The 18,414-nt window shown below is 73.2% G+C and carries 13 protein-coding genes; 3 read left to right on the top strand and 10 right to left on the bottom strand.

The annotated features are described in order from the left end of the window. Positions 1–164 precede the first annotated feature (164 nt). Positions 165–1,262: a Gfo/Idh/MocA family protein gene (locus ACIPWA_RS20335; RefSeq protein ID WP_400292456.1), complete on the bottom strand. Its 1,098-nt coding sequence runs from the start codon at positions 1,260–1,262 to the stop codon at positions 165–167. 233 nt (positions 1,263–1,495) lie between these two features. Beyond that, complete coding sequence (locus ACIPWA_RS20330; RefSeq protein WP_400292454.1) at positions 1,496–2,530, bottom strand: Gfo/Idh/MocA family protein; 1,035 nt, start codon at positions 2,528–2,530, stop codon at positions 1,496–1,498. A 176-nt stretch (positions 2,531–2,706) separates the two neighbouring features. On the opposite strand from ACIPWA_RS20330, the gene ACIPWA_RS20325 reads away from it, so the two are divergent. Together ACIPWA_RS20325 and ACIPWA_RS20320 are read left to right on the top strand one after the other, a co-directional pair. Continuing rightward, positions 2,707–3,534 carry an ABC transporter ATP-binding protein gene (locus ACIPWA_RS20325; RefSeq protein WP_400292453.1) on the top strand — a complete coding sequence of 276 codons (828 nt, stop codon included), beginning with the start codon at positions 2,707–2,709 and terminating at the stop codon, positions 3,532–3,534. Next, on the top strand, positions 3,534–6,116 hold the full coding sequence (locus ACIPWA_RS20320) for an ABC transporter permease (RefSeq protein WP_400292451.1): 2,583 nt from the start codon (positions 3,534–3,536) through the stop codon (positions 6,114–6,116). The genes ACIPWA_RS20325 and ACIPWA_RS20320 overlap by 1 nt, the downstream gene beginning before the upstream one ends. Positions 6,117–6,192: 76 nt before the next feature. Here ACIPWA_RS20320 and ACIPWA_RS20315 read toward each other — a convergent pair whose 3' ends face one another. Continuing rightward, entirely contained in the window at positions 6,193–7,563 is a 1,371-nt protein-coding gene (locus ACIPWA_RS20315) for an MFS transporter (protein WP_400292449.1), read from the bottom strand. Position 7,564: 1 nt separating this feature from the next. Next, positions 7,565–8,092: a MarR family winged helix-turn-helix transcriptional regulator gene (locus tag ACIPWA_RS20310; protein ID WP_400292447.1), complete on the bottom strand. Its 528-nt coding sequence runs from the start codon at positions 8,090–8,092 to the stop codon at positions 7,565–7,567. Positions 8,093–8,248: 156 nt separating this feature from the next. Between ACIPWA_RS20310 and ACIPWA_RS20305 the strand changes: the two genes are divergently transcribed. After that, positions 8,249–9,394 (top strand): glycerol dehydrogenase, encoded by a 1,146-nt coding sequence (locus ACIPWA_RS20305; RefSeq protein WP_400292446.1) that lies wholly within the window; start codon positions 8,249–8,251, stop codon positions 9,392–9,394. 255 nt (positions 9,395–9,649) lie between these two features. Here ACIPWA_RS20305 and topA read toward each other — a convergent pair whose 3' ends face one another. The 6 genes from topA to ACIPWA_RS20275 form a co-directional block, all read right to left on the bottom strand. Beyond that, positions 9,650–12,454: a type I DNA topoisomerase gene (topA, locus tag ACIPWA_RS20300; RefSeq protein WP_400292445.1), complete on the bottom strand. Its 2,805-nt coding sequence runs from the start codon at positions 12,452–12,454 to the stop codon at positions 9,650–9,652. A 216-nt stretch (positions 12,455–12,670) separates the two neighbouring features. Continuing rightward, positions 12,671–13,648, bottom strand: a complete 978-nt coding sequence (locus tag ACIPWA_RS20295; RefSeq protein WP_082618340.1) for a phosphatase PAP2 family protein — start codon at positions 13,646–13,648, stop codon at positions 12,671–12,673. Positions 13,649–13,855: 207 nt separating this feature from the next. Next, a complete protein-coding gene (locus ACIPWA_RS20290) occupies positions 13,856–14,944 on the bottom strand; it encodes an ABC transporter ATP-binding protein (RefSeq protein WP_056649353.1) in 1,089 nt (362 codons plus the stop codon). After that, positions 14,941–16,224, bottom strand: coding sequence for an ABC transporter permease (locus ACIPWA_RS20285; protein ID WP_400292442.1), 1,284 nt, complete (start codon positions 16,222–16,224; stop codon positions 14,941–14,943). Before ACIPWA_RS20285 ends, ACIPWA_RS20290 begins: the two co-directional genes overlap by 4 nt. 3 nt (positions 16,225–16,227) lie before the next feature. Next, positions 16,228–17,208, bottom strand: a complete 981-nt coding sequence (locus tag ACIPWA_RS20280) for an ABC transporter permease (protein WP_056649350.1) — start codon at positions 17,206–17,208, stop codon at positions 16,228–16,230. Next, a complete protein-coding gene (locus ACIPWA_RS20275) occupies positions 17,205–18,284 on the bottom strand; it encodes an ABC transporter ATP-binding protein (RefSeq protein ID WP_056649347.1) in 1,080 nt (359 codons plus the stop codon). Before ACIPWA_RS20275 ends, ACIPWA_RS20280 begins: the two co-directional genes overlap by 4 nt. Positions 18,285–18,414: the final 130 nt, after the last annotated feature.

Below are 18,414 nucleotides of genomic sequence, written 5' to 3'. Positions count from 1 at the left end.
GCGGCGGTGGCTGGCACTGGCGTCATGCCCGCGACGCCCCCGCGGGGGGGGTCCGCGGGCCGGGCGGGGGGGGGTGGGGGGGGGGGGGGCGGGGCCCCCCCCCCCCCCCACGACCCCGTTCTCGGCACCCCGGGCGGGCGCGGCACCCCTTCACGCGACCCGGCTCACTCGCCCGGGTAGACCACGCCCGCCTGGCGGCGGACCTCGTCCATGGTCCGCATGACGTCGAGCGTGTCCTGCCACGTCATGCGCGGGCTCTCGGTCAGGCCTGCCTCGACGCACCGCGCGACCTCGGCCGCCTGGTACTGCTTGCCCTCGCCCCGGAAGCCCTCGTAGCGCCACTCGGCGCCGTCGTGACGGACCACGCGGAACGACGTCGGGGCGTAGAACGTGCCCTCGACCTCGATGCGCCCCGCGGTCCCGGAGATCGACGCCACGTTGGGCGTCTGCGACCACAGGGTCGTCGACAGCGTGGCCATGGCCCGGCCGTACCCGAGCGTGATGCCGAGCTGGCCGTCGACCCCTGTCTCGGTCAGCGCACCGACCGCGCTGACCGACGACGGCGCCCCCAGCACGTCGTGCGCGAACGACACGGGGTACACGCCCAGGTCGAGCAGCGCACCGCCCGCGAGCTCGGGCGCGTAGAGCCGGTGCTCGGGGTCGAACGGGAAGAACTGGCCGTGGTCGGCGGTCACGTTGACGATCTGGCCGATCTCACCGCGCGCGATCACCCCGCGCAGCGCCGCGACGTGCGGCAGGAAGCGCGTCCACATGGCCTCCATGACGAACACCCCCGCGGCCCGGGCGGCGTCGAGGATCTCGCGCGCCTCGGCCTCGTTGCGCGTGAACGCCTTCTCGACCAGGACGTGCTTGCCCGCGGCGATGGCCAGCAGCGCGTGGTCCCGGTGGTGCGAGTGGGGCGTGGCGACGTACACGACGTCGACCTGCGGGTCCTCGACGAGCTCGGTGTAGTCGGCGTGGGTCGTGTGGATGCCGTGCTCGGTCGCGAAGCGCTCGGCCCGGACGCGGTCGCGCGAGCCCACGGCCACGACGCGCGCCCGGGTGTGGTCGCGCACGGCCTCGGCGAACGACCCGGCGATGTTCCCGGCCCCGAGGATCCCCCAGCGGACCGTGGGCGCGGTCCGGGGATCGGGCACGACGCCGGAGATCACCTCGGGGAGGTCGGCAGCGGTCGCAGCGAGGTGAGGCAGGGAGGTGGGCGTCGGGTCGGTCGGTGCCGCAGGGCGGGCGTCGTTGCTCATGGGTTCACGCTAACCCCGTGAGAACGCTGCCACGGGTGATTGCCCGAGGTGTGGTCGTACAGCGCCCAGGCCGTCGCGGACGAGCACGAGGTTGCGTGCGGTCGAACCCCGCGATCTCGTCCGTCCCGGCCGTCAGGACGACCGCAACCTCGTGCTCGGCACCGGCGCCCGACGCCCGGCACCCGGCCCCCGGCACCGACGCCCGGCACCCGACTCCCCAGGCCCGGCATCCCTCACTCCCCCGGGTACACGACCCCCAGCTGGGCGCGCGCCCGGTCCATGACCTGCAGGAGGTCGAGCGTGTCCTGCCACGTCATGCGCGGGCTCTCGGTGAGCCCCGCCGCGAGGCAGCGCGCGACCTCGGCTGCCTCGTACTGCTTGGCCCCGGGCGCGTACCCGTCGTAGTCGCGGCGCGCGCCGTCGGCCCAGACCACGCTGAAGGCCGTGGGCACCATGAAGCGGTCGACGACCTCGATCCGTCCGCCCGACCCCGCGATCACGAGCGACGTCGCCGACTGCGCCAGGACCGACGAGGCGAGCGTCGCCGTCGCGCGGTCCCCGTACCGCAGCACCACGGTCGACTGGGCGTCCACCCCGGTGGGAGCCGCGAGACCGACGGCCGTGACGTCGTCGGGCATACCCAGGAGGTCCGTCGCGAACGCGAGCGGGTAGATCCCGATGTCGAGCAGCGCACCGCCCGCGAGCTCGGGCGCGAAGAGCCGGCCCGCCGGGTCGTACGCGGCGTTCGACCCGTAGCTCGCCGTGACCGACCGGACCTCGCCGATCTCACCCTGCGCGATCAGCGCGCGGATCGCGGCGACGTGCGGCAGGTGCCGCGTGAGCATGGCCTCCATGACGAACACGCCCGCGGCCCGCGCGGCGTCGAGCACCTCGCGACCCTCCGCCTCGTTGCGCGTGAACGCCTTCTCCATGAGCACGGGCTTGCCCGCCGCGATCGCGAGCAGCCCGTGGTCGCGGTGGTGCGAGTGCGGGGTCGCGACGTACACGACGTCCACGTCGGGGTCCGCGACGAGCGCCTCGTACGAGCCGTGGACGGTCGCCGAGGGCGCGTGCCGCTGCGTGAAGTCCCGTGCCCGGTGCTCGTCGCGCGAGCCCACGGCCGCCACGTGGCCCTGCGTGAAGGTCCGCACCTCGTCGGCGAACGATCCCGCGATGTTCCCCGCGCCGAGGATCCCCCAGCGCACGGGTGGGGCAGCGCCCGGGTCGGGGACGGCGTCGAGCACGTTGACCACTGCGTGGGAGACCATGCCTCCACGCTACTGCGGCCCCGGGGGCGGCCGGTCGACGGACCAGTCGCCCCCGGGGCCGCTGCCCCCAGGACGGGTTCCGGACGATCGGAGGACCAGACGCGAGAACCGCCGCTGTGTCGCACGTCACCCCGGGTCGGGACACGATGGATCCACCCGAGCGAACGGAGACCCCGATGGCGCACCCGACTCCCCCGCAGTCCCCGGCCGGCCCTTCCCCGCAGGGCGCCGTGCCCGGCGCCACGGGAAGCACCGCGGCCGGCAGCACCGCCGTGCCGGGGAGCGCCGCCAGTGCCCGCGGCCTGGTCAAGACGTACGGCCAGGGCGAGACGACGGTCCGCGCCCTCGACGGCGTCGACGTCGACTTCCGCGCGGCCGAGCTCACAGCCATCATGGGCCCCTCGGGCTCGGGCAAGTCGACGCTCATGCACTGCATGGCCGGCCTGGACACCCCGACGTCGGGCAACGTCGTGATCGACGGGACCGAGGTCAGCCGCCTCTCGCAGCGGCGCCTGACGGCGCTGCGGCGGACCCGGATCGGGTTCGTGTTCCAGTCGTACAACCTGGTCCCGACGCTCACCGCCGCAGAGAACATCACGCTCCCGCTCGACATCGCGCGCGCCCCCGTGAACCGCGCGTGGTTCGACGAGGTCGTGGCCGCGGTGGGCCTGGGCGACCGGCTGCACCACCGGCCGTCCGAGCTCTCGGGCGGGCAGCAGCAGCGGGTCGCGTGCGCGCGGGCCCTGGTGTCGCGGCCGTCGGTGGTGTTCGCGGACGAGCCCACGGGCAACCTGGACTCGCGCTCGTCCGCGGAGGTGCTGGGCTTCCTGCGGCGGTCGGTCGACGAGCTGGGGCAGACGGTCGTCATGGTCACGCACGACCCGCGCGCGGCCTCGTACGCGCACCGGGTCCTGTTCCTGACCGACGGGCGGATCACGGCCGACCTCGCGGCCCCGACCCGCCGCGACATCCTCGACGCGCTCGGGCAGGCGGAGGAGGACTGATGCTGCGGGTCGCGCTGCGCGGGGTCCGGGCCCACCTGGTCCGCTTCCTGCTGTCGACGCTCGCCGTGATGCTCGGGGTCGCGTTCGTCGTGGGGACGTTCACGTTCCGCGCGATGCTGTCGTCGACGTTCGACGAGATCATCGCGACGACCCTCGTCGCCGACGTGTACGTGCGCGGCGCCGAGGAGATCGACGCCACGACGAGCGCCGGCAGCTCGTTCGGCACGCCCCACGCGCCCGTCCCGGTCGCGCTCGCCGACACGGTCGCAGGGGTCGACGGCGTCGCGCGCGCCGTGCCCGACGCGTCGGGTCCGATCGTCCTGGTCGCGGCCGACGGCACGGCCGTCACGACGTCAGGGCCCCCGAGCATCGGGATCGCGGTGGGACCGGACGAGCCGACCGTGACCCTCGCGAGCGGCGCCTGGCCCGTGGGCGGCACGCAGATCGCGCTCGAGGAGAGCGCGGCCTCGGCCGCGGGGCTCGCCACGGGCGACGCGACGACCGTGGTCCTCGCAGGCGCCCCGCAGCCCGTCACGGTCACGGGGGTCTTCGCGATCGAGGCCGCCGCGGCGGGCACCATCCTGGTGGGGCTCGACCCCGCGACCGCGCTCGCGACCTACGCGCCCGACGGGACCGTCCCCACGATCTCCGTCTACGCCGCGGGCGACGCGTCCGAGCAGGTGCTCGCCGACCGTGTGGCCGAGGTCCTGCCCGAGGGGGCCGAGTCGCTCACGGGCGAGGCGATGCGCGACGAGGCCCGCGAGGGCGTCGAGCAGATCCTCGGCTTCATCGAGACGTTCCTGCTGGTCTTCGCGGCCATCGCGCTGTTCGTGGGGGCGTTCATCATCGCCAACACGTTCGCGATGTCGGTGCGCGAGCGCCAGCGCGAGTTCGCGCTGCTGCGCGCGCTCGGGGCCTCGCCCGCTCAGGTCTTCGCGTCGATCCTCGCGCAGGCGGTCGCGGTCGGGCTCCTGGGAGCGGCCGCGGGCGTGGTCCTGGGCCGGGTCCTGGTCAGCGGCTTGCGCGCCGCGTTCGGCTCGACCGGAATGGAGCTCTCGGGTCGCGTGCCGCTGAGCGTCACGTCGGTCGTGGTCGCGATCTCGCTGGGGGTCCTGGTGAGCGTGGTCGCGGCCGCGGTCCCGGGCCGCCACGCGGCCCTCACCCCTCCGGTCCAGGCCATGCACGACGACGTCGCACCGGACCGCGGGACCGGCACCCGCGCGGTGGTCGGGCTGGTGCTCACGCTGGTCGGTGCCGGGCTCCTGGTGCTCGCCTCGCGCCTCGGGAGCTCGGCGTCGGCCGACCCGACCGGGTGGGCGCTGGTCGACGACCTCAACCCGCGGGTCCTGCTCGCGGTGGGCGCGAGCGCGGCCCTCGTGGGCGTCCTGGTCCTGTCCCCCGCGATCGCCGGCGCCGTCATCACGGTGCTCGCCGTCCCGGCCGTGGCCGCGATACGTCCGCTCGGTCGGCTGGCGCGCGGCAACGTCACGCGCAACCCCCGCCGCACCTCGAACACGGCCGGCGCGCTCCTGATCGGGATGGCCCTCGTGAGCGCGACCGGAGTCATCGCGGCCTCGACGCAGGCCTCGGTCCGGTCGATCGTCGACGAGCAGGTGCGGGCCGACTACGTGGTCCAGGCGGCCGCCGCCACGGGCGCGCTCCCCCCGGGTGTCACCGACGCCGTGACCGGGCTCCCCGCCGTCGGGCAGGCGCTCGCGCTGCGGCTCGGGACGCTCGACGTGGACGGCGAGCCCAGCGGCGCCACGGTCGTGCCGCCCGGGTTCTTCACCGAGGCGCTCGACGCACCCGTGGTCGAGGGAGACCCCGACCGGGCGCTCGCCGACGGCAAGGCCGTGGTCAGCACGACCGCAGCGCGGGACGAGGCGTGGGAGGTCGGCGACACCCTGACCCTGACGAGCGACGACGGCGCCCGTACCCAGGACGTGCGCGTGGGGGCGATCATCGACACCCAGGTCATCTCGTCCGACGTGGTCCTCGCCGACGCGACCTACGCGAGCGTGGGCGCCCCCGAGATCCCGACCTACGCGGTGTACGTGACCGCGGCACCCGGGACCACGACCGCGGAGCTGCGCGACGCGCTCACCGCGGCCGTCAAGCCCTTCCTCGTGGTCTCGGTCCTGGACCGCGAGGAGCTCGCCAACGCGGCCGCGGCGCAGGTGGACCAGGTCCTCGTGATCCTCTACGCGCTGCTCGGGCTGTCGATCGTCATCGCGCTGCTGGGCATCGTCAACACGCTCGCGCTGTCGATCATCGAGCGCACGCGGGAGATCGGGCTGCTGCGCGCGGTGGGCCTCGGGCGCCTCCAGCTCGCGGGCATCATCACGATCGAGTCCGTCCTGACCGCGGTCTACGGGACCGTGCTGGGCGTGATCACGGGCATCGCGATCGCCGCGGCACTGCCCGGGGTGCTCGCCGAGCAGGGGCTCACGAGCCTCGCGGTCCCCTGGGGGCAGGTGCTCGCGGTCCTGGGGCTCGCGGTCGTGATCGGGCTGGTCGCGAGCGTGTGGCCGGGCATCCGGGCCTCGCGCCTGCCGGTGCTGGAGGCCGTCACGGTCGACTGACTCGTCGTGTCGACGCCCTCCGTGCCGGACCCACCGCACGCGTCGAGCCGTCGGCCGCCGAGGGAGGACGACGCACCTACGTCGTCTCGGCGGGCACCACCCTCGCCGTCGCCGTCGTCGCGGCCGGGGTCCGGTAGCGGCGCAGAGGCGCGTTGCGCCAGGCGACCAGCCCGACGACGGCGCTCGCCGCGAGCCCGCCCGCCACCAGGGCGACGGGGGCCGAGGTCAACGACGCGAGGACCCCGCCGCGGAAGTTGCCCACCTCCGGGCCGGCGACCCCCACGACGTGCTCGACCGACGACACGCGGCCCCGGAACTCGTCGGGCGTCTCGAGCTGGACGAGCGCTCCGCGCGTCACGACCGACACGGTGTCCGCCGCCCCCGCGACCGCGAGGCACGCGAGCGCGAGCCACAGCGGTCCTGCCAGCCCGAAGCCCGCGAGCGCGAGCCCCCACGTCGCCGCCGCGGCGAGCTGCAGCGCGCCCGACCGCGGCGCGCGCGTGACCGCGCCGGACAGCAGTCCCGCGCCGATCCCGCCCACCGCGACCGCCGAGAGGAACAGCCCGAGGGTGCGCGGGTCGCCGTCGAACCGGATCTCGTTGACGAGCGGGAACAAGGAGACGGGCATCGCGAGCACGGTCGCCGCGACGTCCGTCGCGAACGAGCCCCGCAGGGTCGGCCGCTTCCAGACGATCGACCAGCCGCCCGCCGCGGCCCGACGGCGCACGGGTCGTCCGTGGTCCGGCACCGGTCCACCGTCCGGCACCTGCACGGGCACGGGAGCGAGTGCGGGAGCGGGCGCCGGTGCGGGGCCGCCGTCCGACGCGGGCGCCAGGGCAGGCGTGCGGACCGGCGGGAGCGGCGGCAGCCGCACCAGCCCGAGCAGGGCGACCACGGCCGCCGCCACCTGGACGCCGTAGGCGGCCGCGAGGTCCCAGCGCGCGACGACGAGGCCTGCCAGCGCCGGCCCGACGAGCATCGCGACCTGGAACGCGAGGTTCTGCAGCGCGAGCCCGGCCGCGACCTGGTCGGCGGGCAGGAGGCGCGGCGGCACCGTCCGGCGCGCGGGCGAGCCCAGCGCGTTGCACGCCGCGCCGAGGCTCACGAGGCCCAGCAGCACCCACACGGACCGGTTGCCCGCGAGCGCCTGCGCGGCGAGGCCCACCGCGGAGAGCACCTGGCCGGCCGACGCGAGGCGCATGATCGTGCGGCGGTCGTGCACGTCGGCGAGGTGCCCGCCGACGAGGCCGAGGGCGAGGAGGGGTACAGCGGTCGCGAGACCGATCGCACCGGTCCACACCGGGCTGTGCGTGAGCTCCCACACCTGGAGCAGCACCGCGACCGTGGCCACCTGGAAGCCGAGGCCACCGACGGCCGAGCCTGCCCACAGGTCGCGATAGGCGGCACTGGTGCGCAGCGGGCGCAGGTCGACGACGTTGTCCCGCACGTCAGGGCGTCTCGGCTGCCGGCGTGCCGGGCGTCTGCGCCGGGTGTCCCGCGGCGTCGAGCCGCTCGACGAGCCGGGAGCGCAGGGACCTGCTCGCGAGGACGCGTTCGAGGTCGGTGACGACGGCGCTCAGCGCGTACGGCAGCTCGTCGTCGATCTCGGCGATCGACTCCTCGGTCGCGCGCCACTCGGCCTCGAGGAGGGGGACGAGCGCGCGGGCCTTGTCGGTGAGCGCGACGCGGCGTGTGCGGGCGTCCTCGCCGGACTCGGTCTGCACGAGTCCTTCGCTGCGCATCGCGGTCACGGTCTGGCTCATGGCCGAGTGCGTGCGGCCGAGCGACGCGGCGAGCTCGCGGATGGTCAGCGGCCCGGTGTGGGCGAGACGGATGAGCGGGTAGACGAAGCGCGGTCGCACGCCGTCGACCCCGCGGTCGGTGTAGACGGTGCCGATCTCGTCGTCGAGCCGGCGCAGCAGGGTATGGAGGGAGTCCCAGCGTCCGGGGACGGCGGTCGGGTCGATGGATGTCACAGCACTGTTATAACAGCACTTATACAAGCACGTCGAGCCAGTGCTCCGACAGGCGGTGGACCGCTCCCCGACATAGCGTCGAGGTGTCGGCGGTCCGCGGGAGCAATCCTCCATGCGCGTCCGCTCGGCTCCCTGTCCCCACCCGAGGAGGTCCACATGTCCGAGGTCCCGATCCGCACGCTCATCAGCCCGCTGCGGTACGTGCAGTCGCGCGGCGCGCTGTCGCGGCTCGGCGAGTTCGTCGCACCGATCGGCACCAAGCCGCTGCTGGTCGCCGACGACGTCGTCTGGGAGATCGTCCAGGACACCGTCGCCGAGTCGTTCCAGGCCGCGAACCTGCCGCGCGAGCGCGAGGGCTTCGGCACGTACGCGACCGCTGCGGAGGTCGACCGGCTGGCCCGGCGCATCCGGGAGACCGGCTCGGACGTGATCGTGGGGATCGGCGGCGGCAGCACGATCGACGCCGTCAAGGCCGCCGGGCACCTCGAAGGGATCCGCTGGGTCTCGGTGCCGACCGTGGCCTCGACCGACGCCCCGTGCTCCGCGCTGTCCGTGATCTACACCGAGGAGGGGGCGTTCGAGGAGTACCGGTTCTTCCCGCACAACCCGGACCTGGTCCTGGTCGACACCCAGCTCGTGGCCAACGCCCCGGTGAAGTTCCTCGTCGCGGGCATCGGCGACGCGCTCGCGACGTGGATCGAGGCCCGGGCCGTGGCCCAGGCCAACGCGACGACCATGGCGGGCGGGCTGCCGCTCATCACCGGGACCGCGCTCGCCGAGCTCTCGTGGAAGATCCTGTGGGAGAACTCGCTCGCCGCGATCGAGGCCGTCAAGGAGCACCTCGTCACGCCCGCGGTCGACGCCGTGGTCGAGGCCAACACCCTGCTCTCGGGGCTCGGGTTCGAGTCGGGCGGCCTCGCGGCGGCCCACGCGATCCACAACGGGCTCACGGCCGCCCCGCAGACCCACGGGCTCACGCACGGGCAGAAGGTCAACATCGGCTCGCTCACCCAGCTCGTGCTGGAAGGAGCCCCGTCGCAGGAGATCCGCGACTTCGTCGAGTTCACGACGCGCGTCGGGCTGCCCAACACGCTGACGGAGATCGGGCTCACGACGGCCGACGTGGGCGACCTGCGCCGCGTGGCCGAGGCCGCGACGGCACCGGGCGAGACCATCCACGCGATGCCGTTCGAGGTCCGCGTGCCCGAGCTGGTCGACGCGCTGCGCTCGATCGAGGGCCTGTCGCGCGCGATCCGTGCGGACGCGGGCCTGCCCGAGCCCGTGAGGTACACGGGGCACTGAGGCGCTGTCGGCCGACCGCGGCCTTCCGGCCGGCCTCCAGCTGGCGAAGTGTCCAACGAGGTAGCCGCCGAGGTAGAACGTGCTGCGCGAGGTAGTGCGCGCCGCGTTCTACCTCGCGCAGCACGTTCTACCTCGAGGGCCCGGCCCGCACGAACGAAGGCCCCGGCCCGCTCCCTCATGGGGGCAGGTCCGGGGCCTTCGTCATGCCTGGCGCAGGCTCGGCGGCCCCTCCCGGGCGCGCCGAGCCAGGGACCGCTACTTCTTCTCGACGGGCGCCTTCTTGGCCGGGGCCTTCTTCGCGGCCGGCTTCTTGGCGGGAGCCTTCTTGGCCGGCGCCTTTTTCTTGGCCGGGCCCGCCGCGCGCTTCTCGGCGAGGAGCTCGATGGCCCGCTCGGGCGTGATGGACTCGGGCGTCACGTCGCGCGGCAGCGTCCGGTTGGTCTCGCCGTCGGTCACGTACGCACCGAAGCGGCCGTCCTTGACCACGATGGGCTTGCCCGACGTCGGGTCGTCGCCGAGCTCGCGCAACGGCGGGGTGGCCGTGGCTCCCCGACCGCGCTTGGGCTGCTTGTAGAGCTCGAGCGCCTCCTCGAGCGTGACCGTGAACATGGCCTCCTCCGAGGGGAGGGTGCGCGAGTCCGTGCCCTTCTTGAGGTACGGGCCGTAGCGGCCGTTCTGCGCGGTGATCTCGACGCCCGTCTCCGGGTCCGTGCCCACGACGCGCGGCAGCGACAGCAGCCGGAGCGCGTCTTCGAGCGTCACGGTGTCGAGGCTCATGTCCTTGAGGAGCGACGCCGTGCGCGGCTTGGGCAGCGCTGCCTTGGCCTTCTTGAGCGCGGCCGCGGACAGCCCCTCGTCGAACGTGGGCTCGGGGAGCTGCTCGGTCACGTACGGCCCGTAGCGCCCTGCGCGCGCCACGATCGGGTTCCCGGACTGGGGGTCGGCGCCGAGGATCCGGCCGTCGTCGGCGCCCGCGGCGAGGAGCTCGCGCGCCTTCTCGACCGTGAGCTCGTCGGGAGCCAGGTCGTCGGGCACCGAGGCGCGCGGCGGGGTCTGACCATCTGCGACAGGTCCGCTGAGATCTTCCACGTAGGGCCCGTACCGACCGACGCGCAGCTGGATGCCCTCGCCGATCGGGACCGAGTTGATGTCGCGGGCGTCGATCTCACCCAGGTCGTCGACGAGCTGACGCAGCCCCTCGCCCTCCTCGCGCCCCGTGCCGTCCCCGAAGTAGAAGCGGGTCAGCCACGCCACGCGGTCCTTGTCACCGGCCGCGATCGCGTCGAGGTCGGCCTCCATCTCCGCGGTGAAGTCGTAGTCGATGAGCCACTCGAAGTGCTCCTCGAGCAGGCGGATCACGGCGAACGCGAGCCAGCTGGGCACCAGGGCCTGGCCGCGCGGCAGCACGTAGCCGCGGTCCTGGACCGTGGAGATGGTCGACGCGTACGTGGACGGTCGGCCGATGCCGCGCTCCTCGAGGGCCTTGATGAGGCTCGCCTCGGTGTACCGCGGAGGTGCGGACGTCGAGTGCCCGTCGGCCGTGAGGTCGCGCCCGTCGAGCCGGTCGCCCTCAGCCATCTGCGGCAGGCGTGCGTCCTCGTCGCCCCGGCGGCCGGACTTCGCCGCGGCGCCGTCGGCCGTCTCCGCAGCGTCGTCCGTGCCCTCCTCGTATGCCGCGAGGAAGCCGCGGAAGCTGATGACCGTGCCGGAGGCCGCGAACACGGCCTCCTTGCCGGCGACCTGGGCATCCGTGCCCGCGACGGGTGCGGCCAGTCGCACCGACGCCGTCGAGCCCTTGGCGTCCGCCATCTGCGAGGCGACCGTGCGCTTCCAGATGAGCTCGTACAGCTTGAACTGGTCGCCGCTGATCTCCCGCGCCACCTGGGCCGGGGTGCGGAACGAGTCCCCGGCGGGGCGGATGGCCTCGTGGGCCTCCTGGGCCCCCTTGGCCTTCGACGCGTAGGCGCGCGGCGAGCCGGGCACGAACTCGGGGCCGTACAGCTCGGCGGCCTGACGGCGCGCAGCGTCGGTGGCCTCGGCCGACAGCGACGGGGAGTCCGTACGCATGTAGGTGATGTAGCCGTTCTCGTACAGCGCCTGCGCGGTGCGCATGGTCTGCCGCGAGTTGAAGCGGAGCTTGCGGCTCGCCTCCTGCTGGAGCGTCGAGGTCGTGAACGGCGCGGCCGGACGGCGCGTGTAGGGCTTGGTCTCGAGGCTGCGGACCGCGAAGTCTGCGTCCGCGAGCCCGCCGACCACGAGCGAGGCGGCCTGCTCGCCGAGCTGGACCACGCCGTCGCGTGCCGAGGCGGGCTTGAGCTGCCCGCGGTCGTCGAAGTCGCGGCCCGACGCGACGCGCGCGCCGCCGAGCTGCACCAGGCGCGCGTCGAAGCTCTTGTCCGCGTCTGCGGCGTCCTTGTCCGCGAGCGCGAAGGTCCCCGAGACGTCCCAGTACTCGGCCGCGACGAACGCCATGCGCTCGCGCTCGCGCTCGACGACCAGGCGCGTGGCCACGGACTGCACGCGACCCGCGGACAGCCCCTGGCGGACCTTGCGCCACAGGACCGGCGAGACCTCGTAGCCGTACAGGCGGTCGAGGATGCGGCGCGTCTCCTGCGCGTCGACCAGGTGCACGTCGAGGTCGCGCGTGTTCTCCAGCGCGCGCTCGATCGCCTCGCGGGTGATCTCGTGGAACACCATGCGGTGCACGGGCACCTTGGGCTTGAGCTCCTCGAGCAGGTGCCACGCGATGGCCTCGCCCTCGCGGTCCTCGTCGGTCGCGAGGTAGAGCTCGTCGGCGTTCTTGAGCGCCCGCTTGAGCTCCGCGACCTTCTTCTTCTTGTCCGCGTAGACCTCGTAGTACGGCTCGAACCCGTCGTCGACGTTGACCGCGAACTTGCCGAACGGCCCCTTCTTCATGTCGGCGGGCAGCTCGGAGGGCTGCGGGAGGTCGCGGATGTGCCCGACGCTCGACTCCACCTCGAAGTCGTCACCGAGGTAGCCCTGGATCTTGCGTGCCTTCGTGGGGGACTCCACGATGACGAGCTTGCGACCTGAGGACATCCGTTCCTGCTTTCCGTAGCTGCTGATCGAGGCCCACACCTGGAGCGATCTCCAGGTGGGCCGACGTGCGGGGTGAGCGACGCAGTCCGGCACGTCTCGTGTGCCCGATCCGCTGCGCGGCTCCCACCCGGCAGCCTATGACGTTACGCCACCGGCGCCAGGCGGCACCTTATCGACTGTGGACCACCGTCGGGGCCACGTCCTGTGGACGGGCGCTCAGGGCCAGGCCGGGCGCGACGTCGCCTGCCGGAGCAGGAGGAGCACCGCGAAGGCACCCGCGGTGGCGGACACCACCCCGAACGCTCCCCCGACATAGGCCGTGGTCTCCGCGAGGTCCGTCATGTCCCAGCTCGCCGGGGCGACCTCGCGCAGGCACCAGGCCGCGGCGACGGCCGAGAACGCAGCCCCCACCAGCATGAGCACCGCCACCACGACCGACCCGGGGTAGGAGCTGCTGCGTCCCGGCGGCACGCGGTCGAGCGCGCTCGACGGGGTGAACGCGAGCGCGAGCGCCGTCCAGGCCGTCACGACGAGCACCGCCGCGACGACGTCGCTCGGTCGGTGCCAGTGGCCGATGAGGGTCGAGACCCCCGTCGCCGCCGTGTACGTCGCGCCGAGGATCGCGACCAGGGGCCGCGCCGCCCGGGGGACGACCAGGAGCAGCGCGACCGCGACCGAGGCCGCGACCGTGGTGTGCCCGCTCGGCAGCGTGTTGCCCACGCCCCAGCCGCCGATCAGGTTGGGTCGCTCGAGCAGCACCTTCTTGAGGAGCTGGGTGGAGATGTTGGCGCCGATCACGACGAACGCCACCTGGACGGCCAGTCCCCACCGCCGGCGCAGCAGCGCGATCCCCATGGCCGTACCGAGACCCAGCACCACGAAGCTCACCGAGACCACGTCGAGCACGGGCTCGCCGAGCGCCCAGAGACGCCCGCGACCGTAGTCCGAGCCCCGCAGGGCCGCCTGGTCGAGGTGCTGACCCGCGGCCGACAGGACGAAGTAGCGCCAGACCACGGCATAGGCGACGACCGCCGCGACCGCGACCAGACCTGCCGCAGCCCGCGCCCCGACGTTGGTCGCTCCCGACCGCGGCGCACGGGCGGGGTTCGGCGCGACGGCCCGCGACGGAGCGGGCCGCGGGGGGTACCTCGGGGCGGGGTGGGGCCGGGACGGCGTCGGGTAGGGGGAAGTCACCCGTCAACGGTAGGTCACCGGGTGTGGGGATCTGGCGAAGAGAAGGGGCAGGTCACGGCAGGTCGGGCCCGTCGACGAGCGGAGCCGCAGCACGGTCCACCCAGGACGACCGAGAGCCGGCCGGCACCCGACGCGGGGTACCGACCGGCTCTGCTCACGGGGACGACTGGGCGCCCCGCGGCCAGGGGATCATCGACCCTGGCGGCTTCAGACCCGCAGCTCGGCGGGCAGCTCGCCCTGCCCCTCGTGCAGCAGGCAGGCGACCGAGCGGCCCGGCTCTCCGACACCGGGCAGCCCCAGCGACGTGGGGCCCAGGGAGGGGTGGACGTCGGCGCACGCGTCCATGACGTGCGCGCAGCGGGGCCGGAAGGGGCACCCGCTCGGGAGCGCCTGGAGGTCGGGCGGCGACCCAGGGATCCCGACGAGCGGGCGCTTGGGGCCGTGCAGGGGCGGGAAGGAGTTGAGCAGCCCGTGCGTGTAGGGATGGCGCGGGCGCCGGTAGACGTCGCTCGCGGAGGCCTGCTCGACGATCTCGCCCGCGTACATGATCGCGATCCGGTCGGCGACCTCGATGAGCAGCGAGACGTCGTGCGTGATGAACACGACCGAGAAGCCCAGGCGGTCGCGCAGCTCGATGATCTGCTCGACGATCTGGCGCTGCATGACGACGTCGAGCGCCGTCGTGGGCTCGTCCATGATGAGCACCTTGGGCTCGAGCGCGAGCGCCATCGCGATCATGACGCGCTGGCGCATGCCGCCCGAGAGCTGGTGCGGGTACGCCGAGATGCGGTCCTTCGCGATCCCGACCATGGACAGCAGCTCGCCGGCCCGCTCGTTGCGGTCGTAGCGCGACATCCCGGGGCGGTGCGCCGCGATCGCGTCGGTGAGCTGCTTGCCGACCCGGTAGACCGGGTTGAGCGAGTTCATGGCGCCCTGGAACACGATGGCCGTGTCCTGCCAGCGTGAGCGCCGCAGCTCCTTGTCGCTCATGCGCAGGATGTCGACGGGCTCGTCGCCCGTGACCCCCGTGCCTCCGTGGAACAGCACCTCGCCGCCCGTGATGAGGCCGGGAGGGGGAAGGAGGCGGGTCGCGGCGTAGACGAGCGTCGACTTGCCGCAGCCCGACTCGCCCGCGATCCCGAGCACCTCGCCCTCGTGCAGCGTGAGGTCGACGCCGCGCAGGGCGCGCACGGGCTCGGGGCCGTAGCCGTAGGCGACGTGCAGGTCGCGGATCTCGAGCACGGGCTTGCCGGTCCCGGTGGGGGCGCCGGCGGGGGGAAGGGCGGTGACCGTCATCGGACGCTCTCCTTGCGTGTGGTCGTGCCGTCGTTGTCGCGGTCGTCGCGCGCGTCGCGTGCGGCCTCGCGACGCGACCCGGTCGGGCCCTCGGCCCGGTTCTCGCTCGAGCCGCCCGGGTCGCCCGGTCCAGCCGGACCGTCCGGGGTGCCGGGCGCGCCCTTCCCCGTGCCCTTCTCCGTGCCCGACGGCGTCGCACCGGTCGAGGCGGGCGACGCACCCGGGCGCGTGGCGCCGTCGGGCCTGCTGGTGGTCGTGGCGTTCGCTGCCGGCGCCCCCTCGCGGACCACGGCCGTGAAGCCGATGCGCGGCGAGATGCGGCGCCTGCGCAGGGCGCGCGGGCTCGCACCCGTCGAGCGCAGGCGCGGGTTGACGAACTCGTCGATGCCGAAGTTGATGAGGGTCAGCGCCATGCCGAGCATCGCGATGCACAGGCCCGCCGGGACGAACCACCACCACGCGCCGCGCGAGAGGGCCTGCTGCTGCTCGGCCCAGAAGAGGATCGTGCCCCAGTTCCAGTCGGAGATCGACGTCACGCCGATGAAGGCGAGCGTCGTCTGCATCAGGATCGCGAACGTCACGGTGCCCACGAAGCTCGACGCCATGATGGCCGTGAGGTTCGGCAGCGTCTCGAACCACACGATGCGCCACGTCGACTCGCCGTTGGCGCGCGCGGCCTCGACGAAGTCGCGTCGACGCAACGACAGGGTCTGCGCACGCAGGATGCGCGCGCCCCACGCCCAGCTCGTCGCCGCCAGGATGAGCGCGACCGTCAGGCCGCCCGCGTCGGGGAGCTGCCCCGCGACGATGATGATGAGGGGCAGCGCCGGGATGACCAGGAAGATGTTGGACAGCGACGAGAGCAGCTCGTCGCTCACGCCACCCAGGAAGCCTGCGCTCACGCCGACGAGGATCGACAGGAGCGTCGCGCCGATGCCCGCGATGAAGCCGACGATCATGACGCCGCGCGTGCCCACGAGGATCTGGGAGAACACGTCCTGGCCCACGTGCGTGGTGCCGAGCCAGTGCGCGCCGCTCGGCGGCTGGAGGATGTCCGAGGACATCGCGCTCGGGTCGTAGGGCGCGATCCACGGGCCGATCACCGCGAGGATCGCGAAGAAGCCCAGGATCGCGAGCCCCGTGAAGGACTTGCCGTTACGCAGGAACAGGAGCTTCTGCTTCTTGGGAGAGCCCTTGCGGCGCTGGGGCACCTCGGGGGCGAGAGGCTCTGCCCCGTTGTCGAGCTGGGCGTGGTCCATCTGGACGGGGATGCCGGTCATCGGTCAGCCCTCCTGTCGGGTGCGCGGGTCGAGGACCACGTACGCGAGGTCGGCGAGGATGTTCGCCACGAGGACGGACAGCGTGATCATGAGGAAGATGCCCTGCATGAGGGGGTAGTCGTGCGCGCCGATCGCCTGCAGGAGCGTGAAGCCCACACCCTGGTAGGAGAAGACCTTCTCCATGACGAGCGTGCCGGACACGATGAAGCCGAGCGACAGCGCGAAGCCCGAGACCTGCGGCAGGATCGCGTTGCGGGCCGCGTAGCCGAACATCACGCGACGCTCCGACAGGCCCTTGGCCTGCGCGACCGTGACGTAGTCCTCCGAGGTGACCGTGACGGTCATGTTCCGCATGCCAAGGATCCAGCCCGCGACCGAGGACAGCACGATCGTGATCGCCGGCAGCGTGCCGTGCTCGATCACGGAGCTGATGAACTCCCAGTTCCACCCGGGCACCAGTCCCGGCTGGTAGGCGCCCGACGACGGGAAGACCGACCACGTCACCGAGAAGAGCATGATCGCGACCAGGCCCAGCCAGAAGTACGGCACCGACGAGAAGAAGGTCGTGATCGGGAGGAGGCCGTCGGCCCACGAGCCGCGACGCCAGCCGATGACGACGCCCAGGAACGAGCCGAGCAGGAAGCTGATGACCGTCGCGATCCCGACCAGACCGATGGTCCACGGCAGCGCTTGGGCGATGACCTCGCTCACGGTGCTCGGGAAGAGCATGATCGAGAGCCCCAGGTCGCCCGAGAACAGCATCTTCCAGTAGTCGACGTACTGCTCCCAGAGCGAGGCCCCGCTGTCGAGACCGAAGAGGACGTAGAGCGACTCGCGGGCCTCGGAGCTGATGCGGCCCTGGTTCTTGTTGATGAAGGACGACACCGGGTCGCCGTCCATCATGCGCGGGATGAAGAAGTTGATCGTGATGGCCGCCCACGCGGTGATCACGTAGAAGACGATGCGTCGCAGGAAGTACTTCATGCCGACACCCCCACTCGTGCGGAGCCGAGCGCGGGGATCAGGTCCCGCTCGGCAGGTTCGACGTCGGACGCTCCCACGTAGCCCCAGCAGGCGACCTTGCGGCCGTCGCCCACGTCCACGAGGTCCGGGACCTTGCTCCGGCACAGGTCCGTCGCGAACGGGCAGCGCGGGCTGAAGCGGCAGCCCTCGGGCGGGCGGACCATCGACGGGGGCTCGCCGTTCGCGCCCGTGCGGTCCTGCGCGGCGAGGTTCTCCGGGTCCGGGGCCGAGCGCACCAGGAGCTGGGTGTAGGGGTGGGCGGGCTCCTGCGTCACGAGCTCGCTCTCGCCGTGCTCGACGATGCGGCCCGCGTACATGACCCGGGTCTCGTCGGCGAAGTACCGGGCCGAGGCGATGTCGTGCGTGATGTAGAGGATCGCGATGCCGAGGCGGTCGCGCAGGTCCTTGAGCAGGTTGAGGATGCCGATGCGGATCGACACGTCGAGCATCGAGATGGGCTCGTCGGCGAGCAGGACCTCGGGGTCCGCGGCCAGGGCGCGGGCGATCGCGACACGCTGGCGCTGGCCGCCCGAGAGCTCGTGCGGGTACTTGTCGACGTACCGCTCGGGCTGGAGCTGCACCCTGTTGAGCAGTGCCGCCAGGGCGTCCTCGAGGGCCTGCCCGCGCAGCCGGGGCTGGTGGATCCGCAGCGAACGCGTGAGCGTGTAGCGGATCGTGTGGACCGGGTTGAGCGACCCGAACGGGTCCTGGAAGATCATCTGCACGCGCCGGCAGTACCGGCGGAAGGCCCGACCGCGGTGCGCGGTCACGGGCTCGCCGTGCAGCAGGATCTCGCCCGACGTCTGCGTGTACAGGCGGGCCAGGAGGCGGGCGATGGTCGACTTGCCGGACCCGGACTCCCCGACGAGCGCGACGACCTGGCCGCTGCGCAGCGAGACGTCCACGCCGTCGACCGCGTGCACCACGGCGTTCGAGCGCAGGCCCCGGACGGGGAAGTGCTTGGTGAGCCCGCGGGCCTCGAGGACGGGCGCGTCGGGCGGGGGCGCGGCCGGGGCGGTGTGCGTGTCGGAACTCATGGTGAACCTGACTGCTGGGGGGAACGGGGTGGAGTCAGCGCTGACCAGCTGCTCGTGAGGGGGCGGGGCCGCCGCCGGGCCGTGGTCGGGCCTGGCGGGAGGCCGAGGAACGAGGCCGGACGGTAGGCCC

Origin of the sequence: Oerskovia enterophila, assembly GCF_044748475.1 — a bacterium.
GTDB lineage: Bacteria > Actinomycetota > Actinomycetes > Actinomycetales > Cellulomonadaceae > Oerskovia > Oerskovia enterophila.
This window is presented reverse-complemented; position numbering and strand designations above follow the sequence as displayed.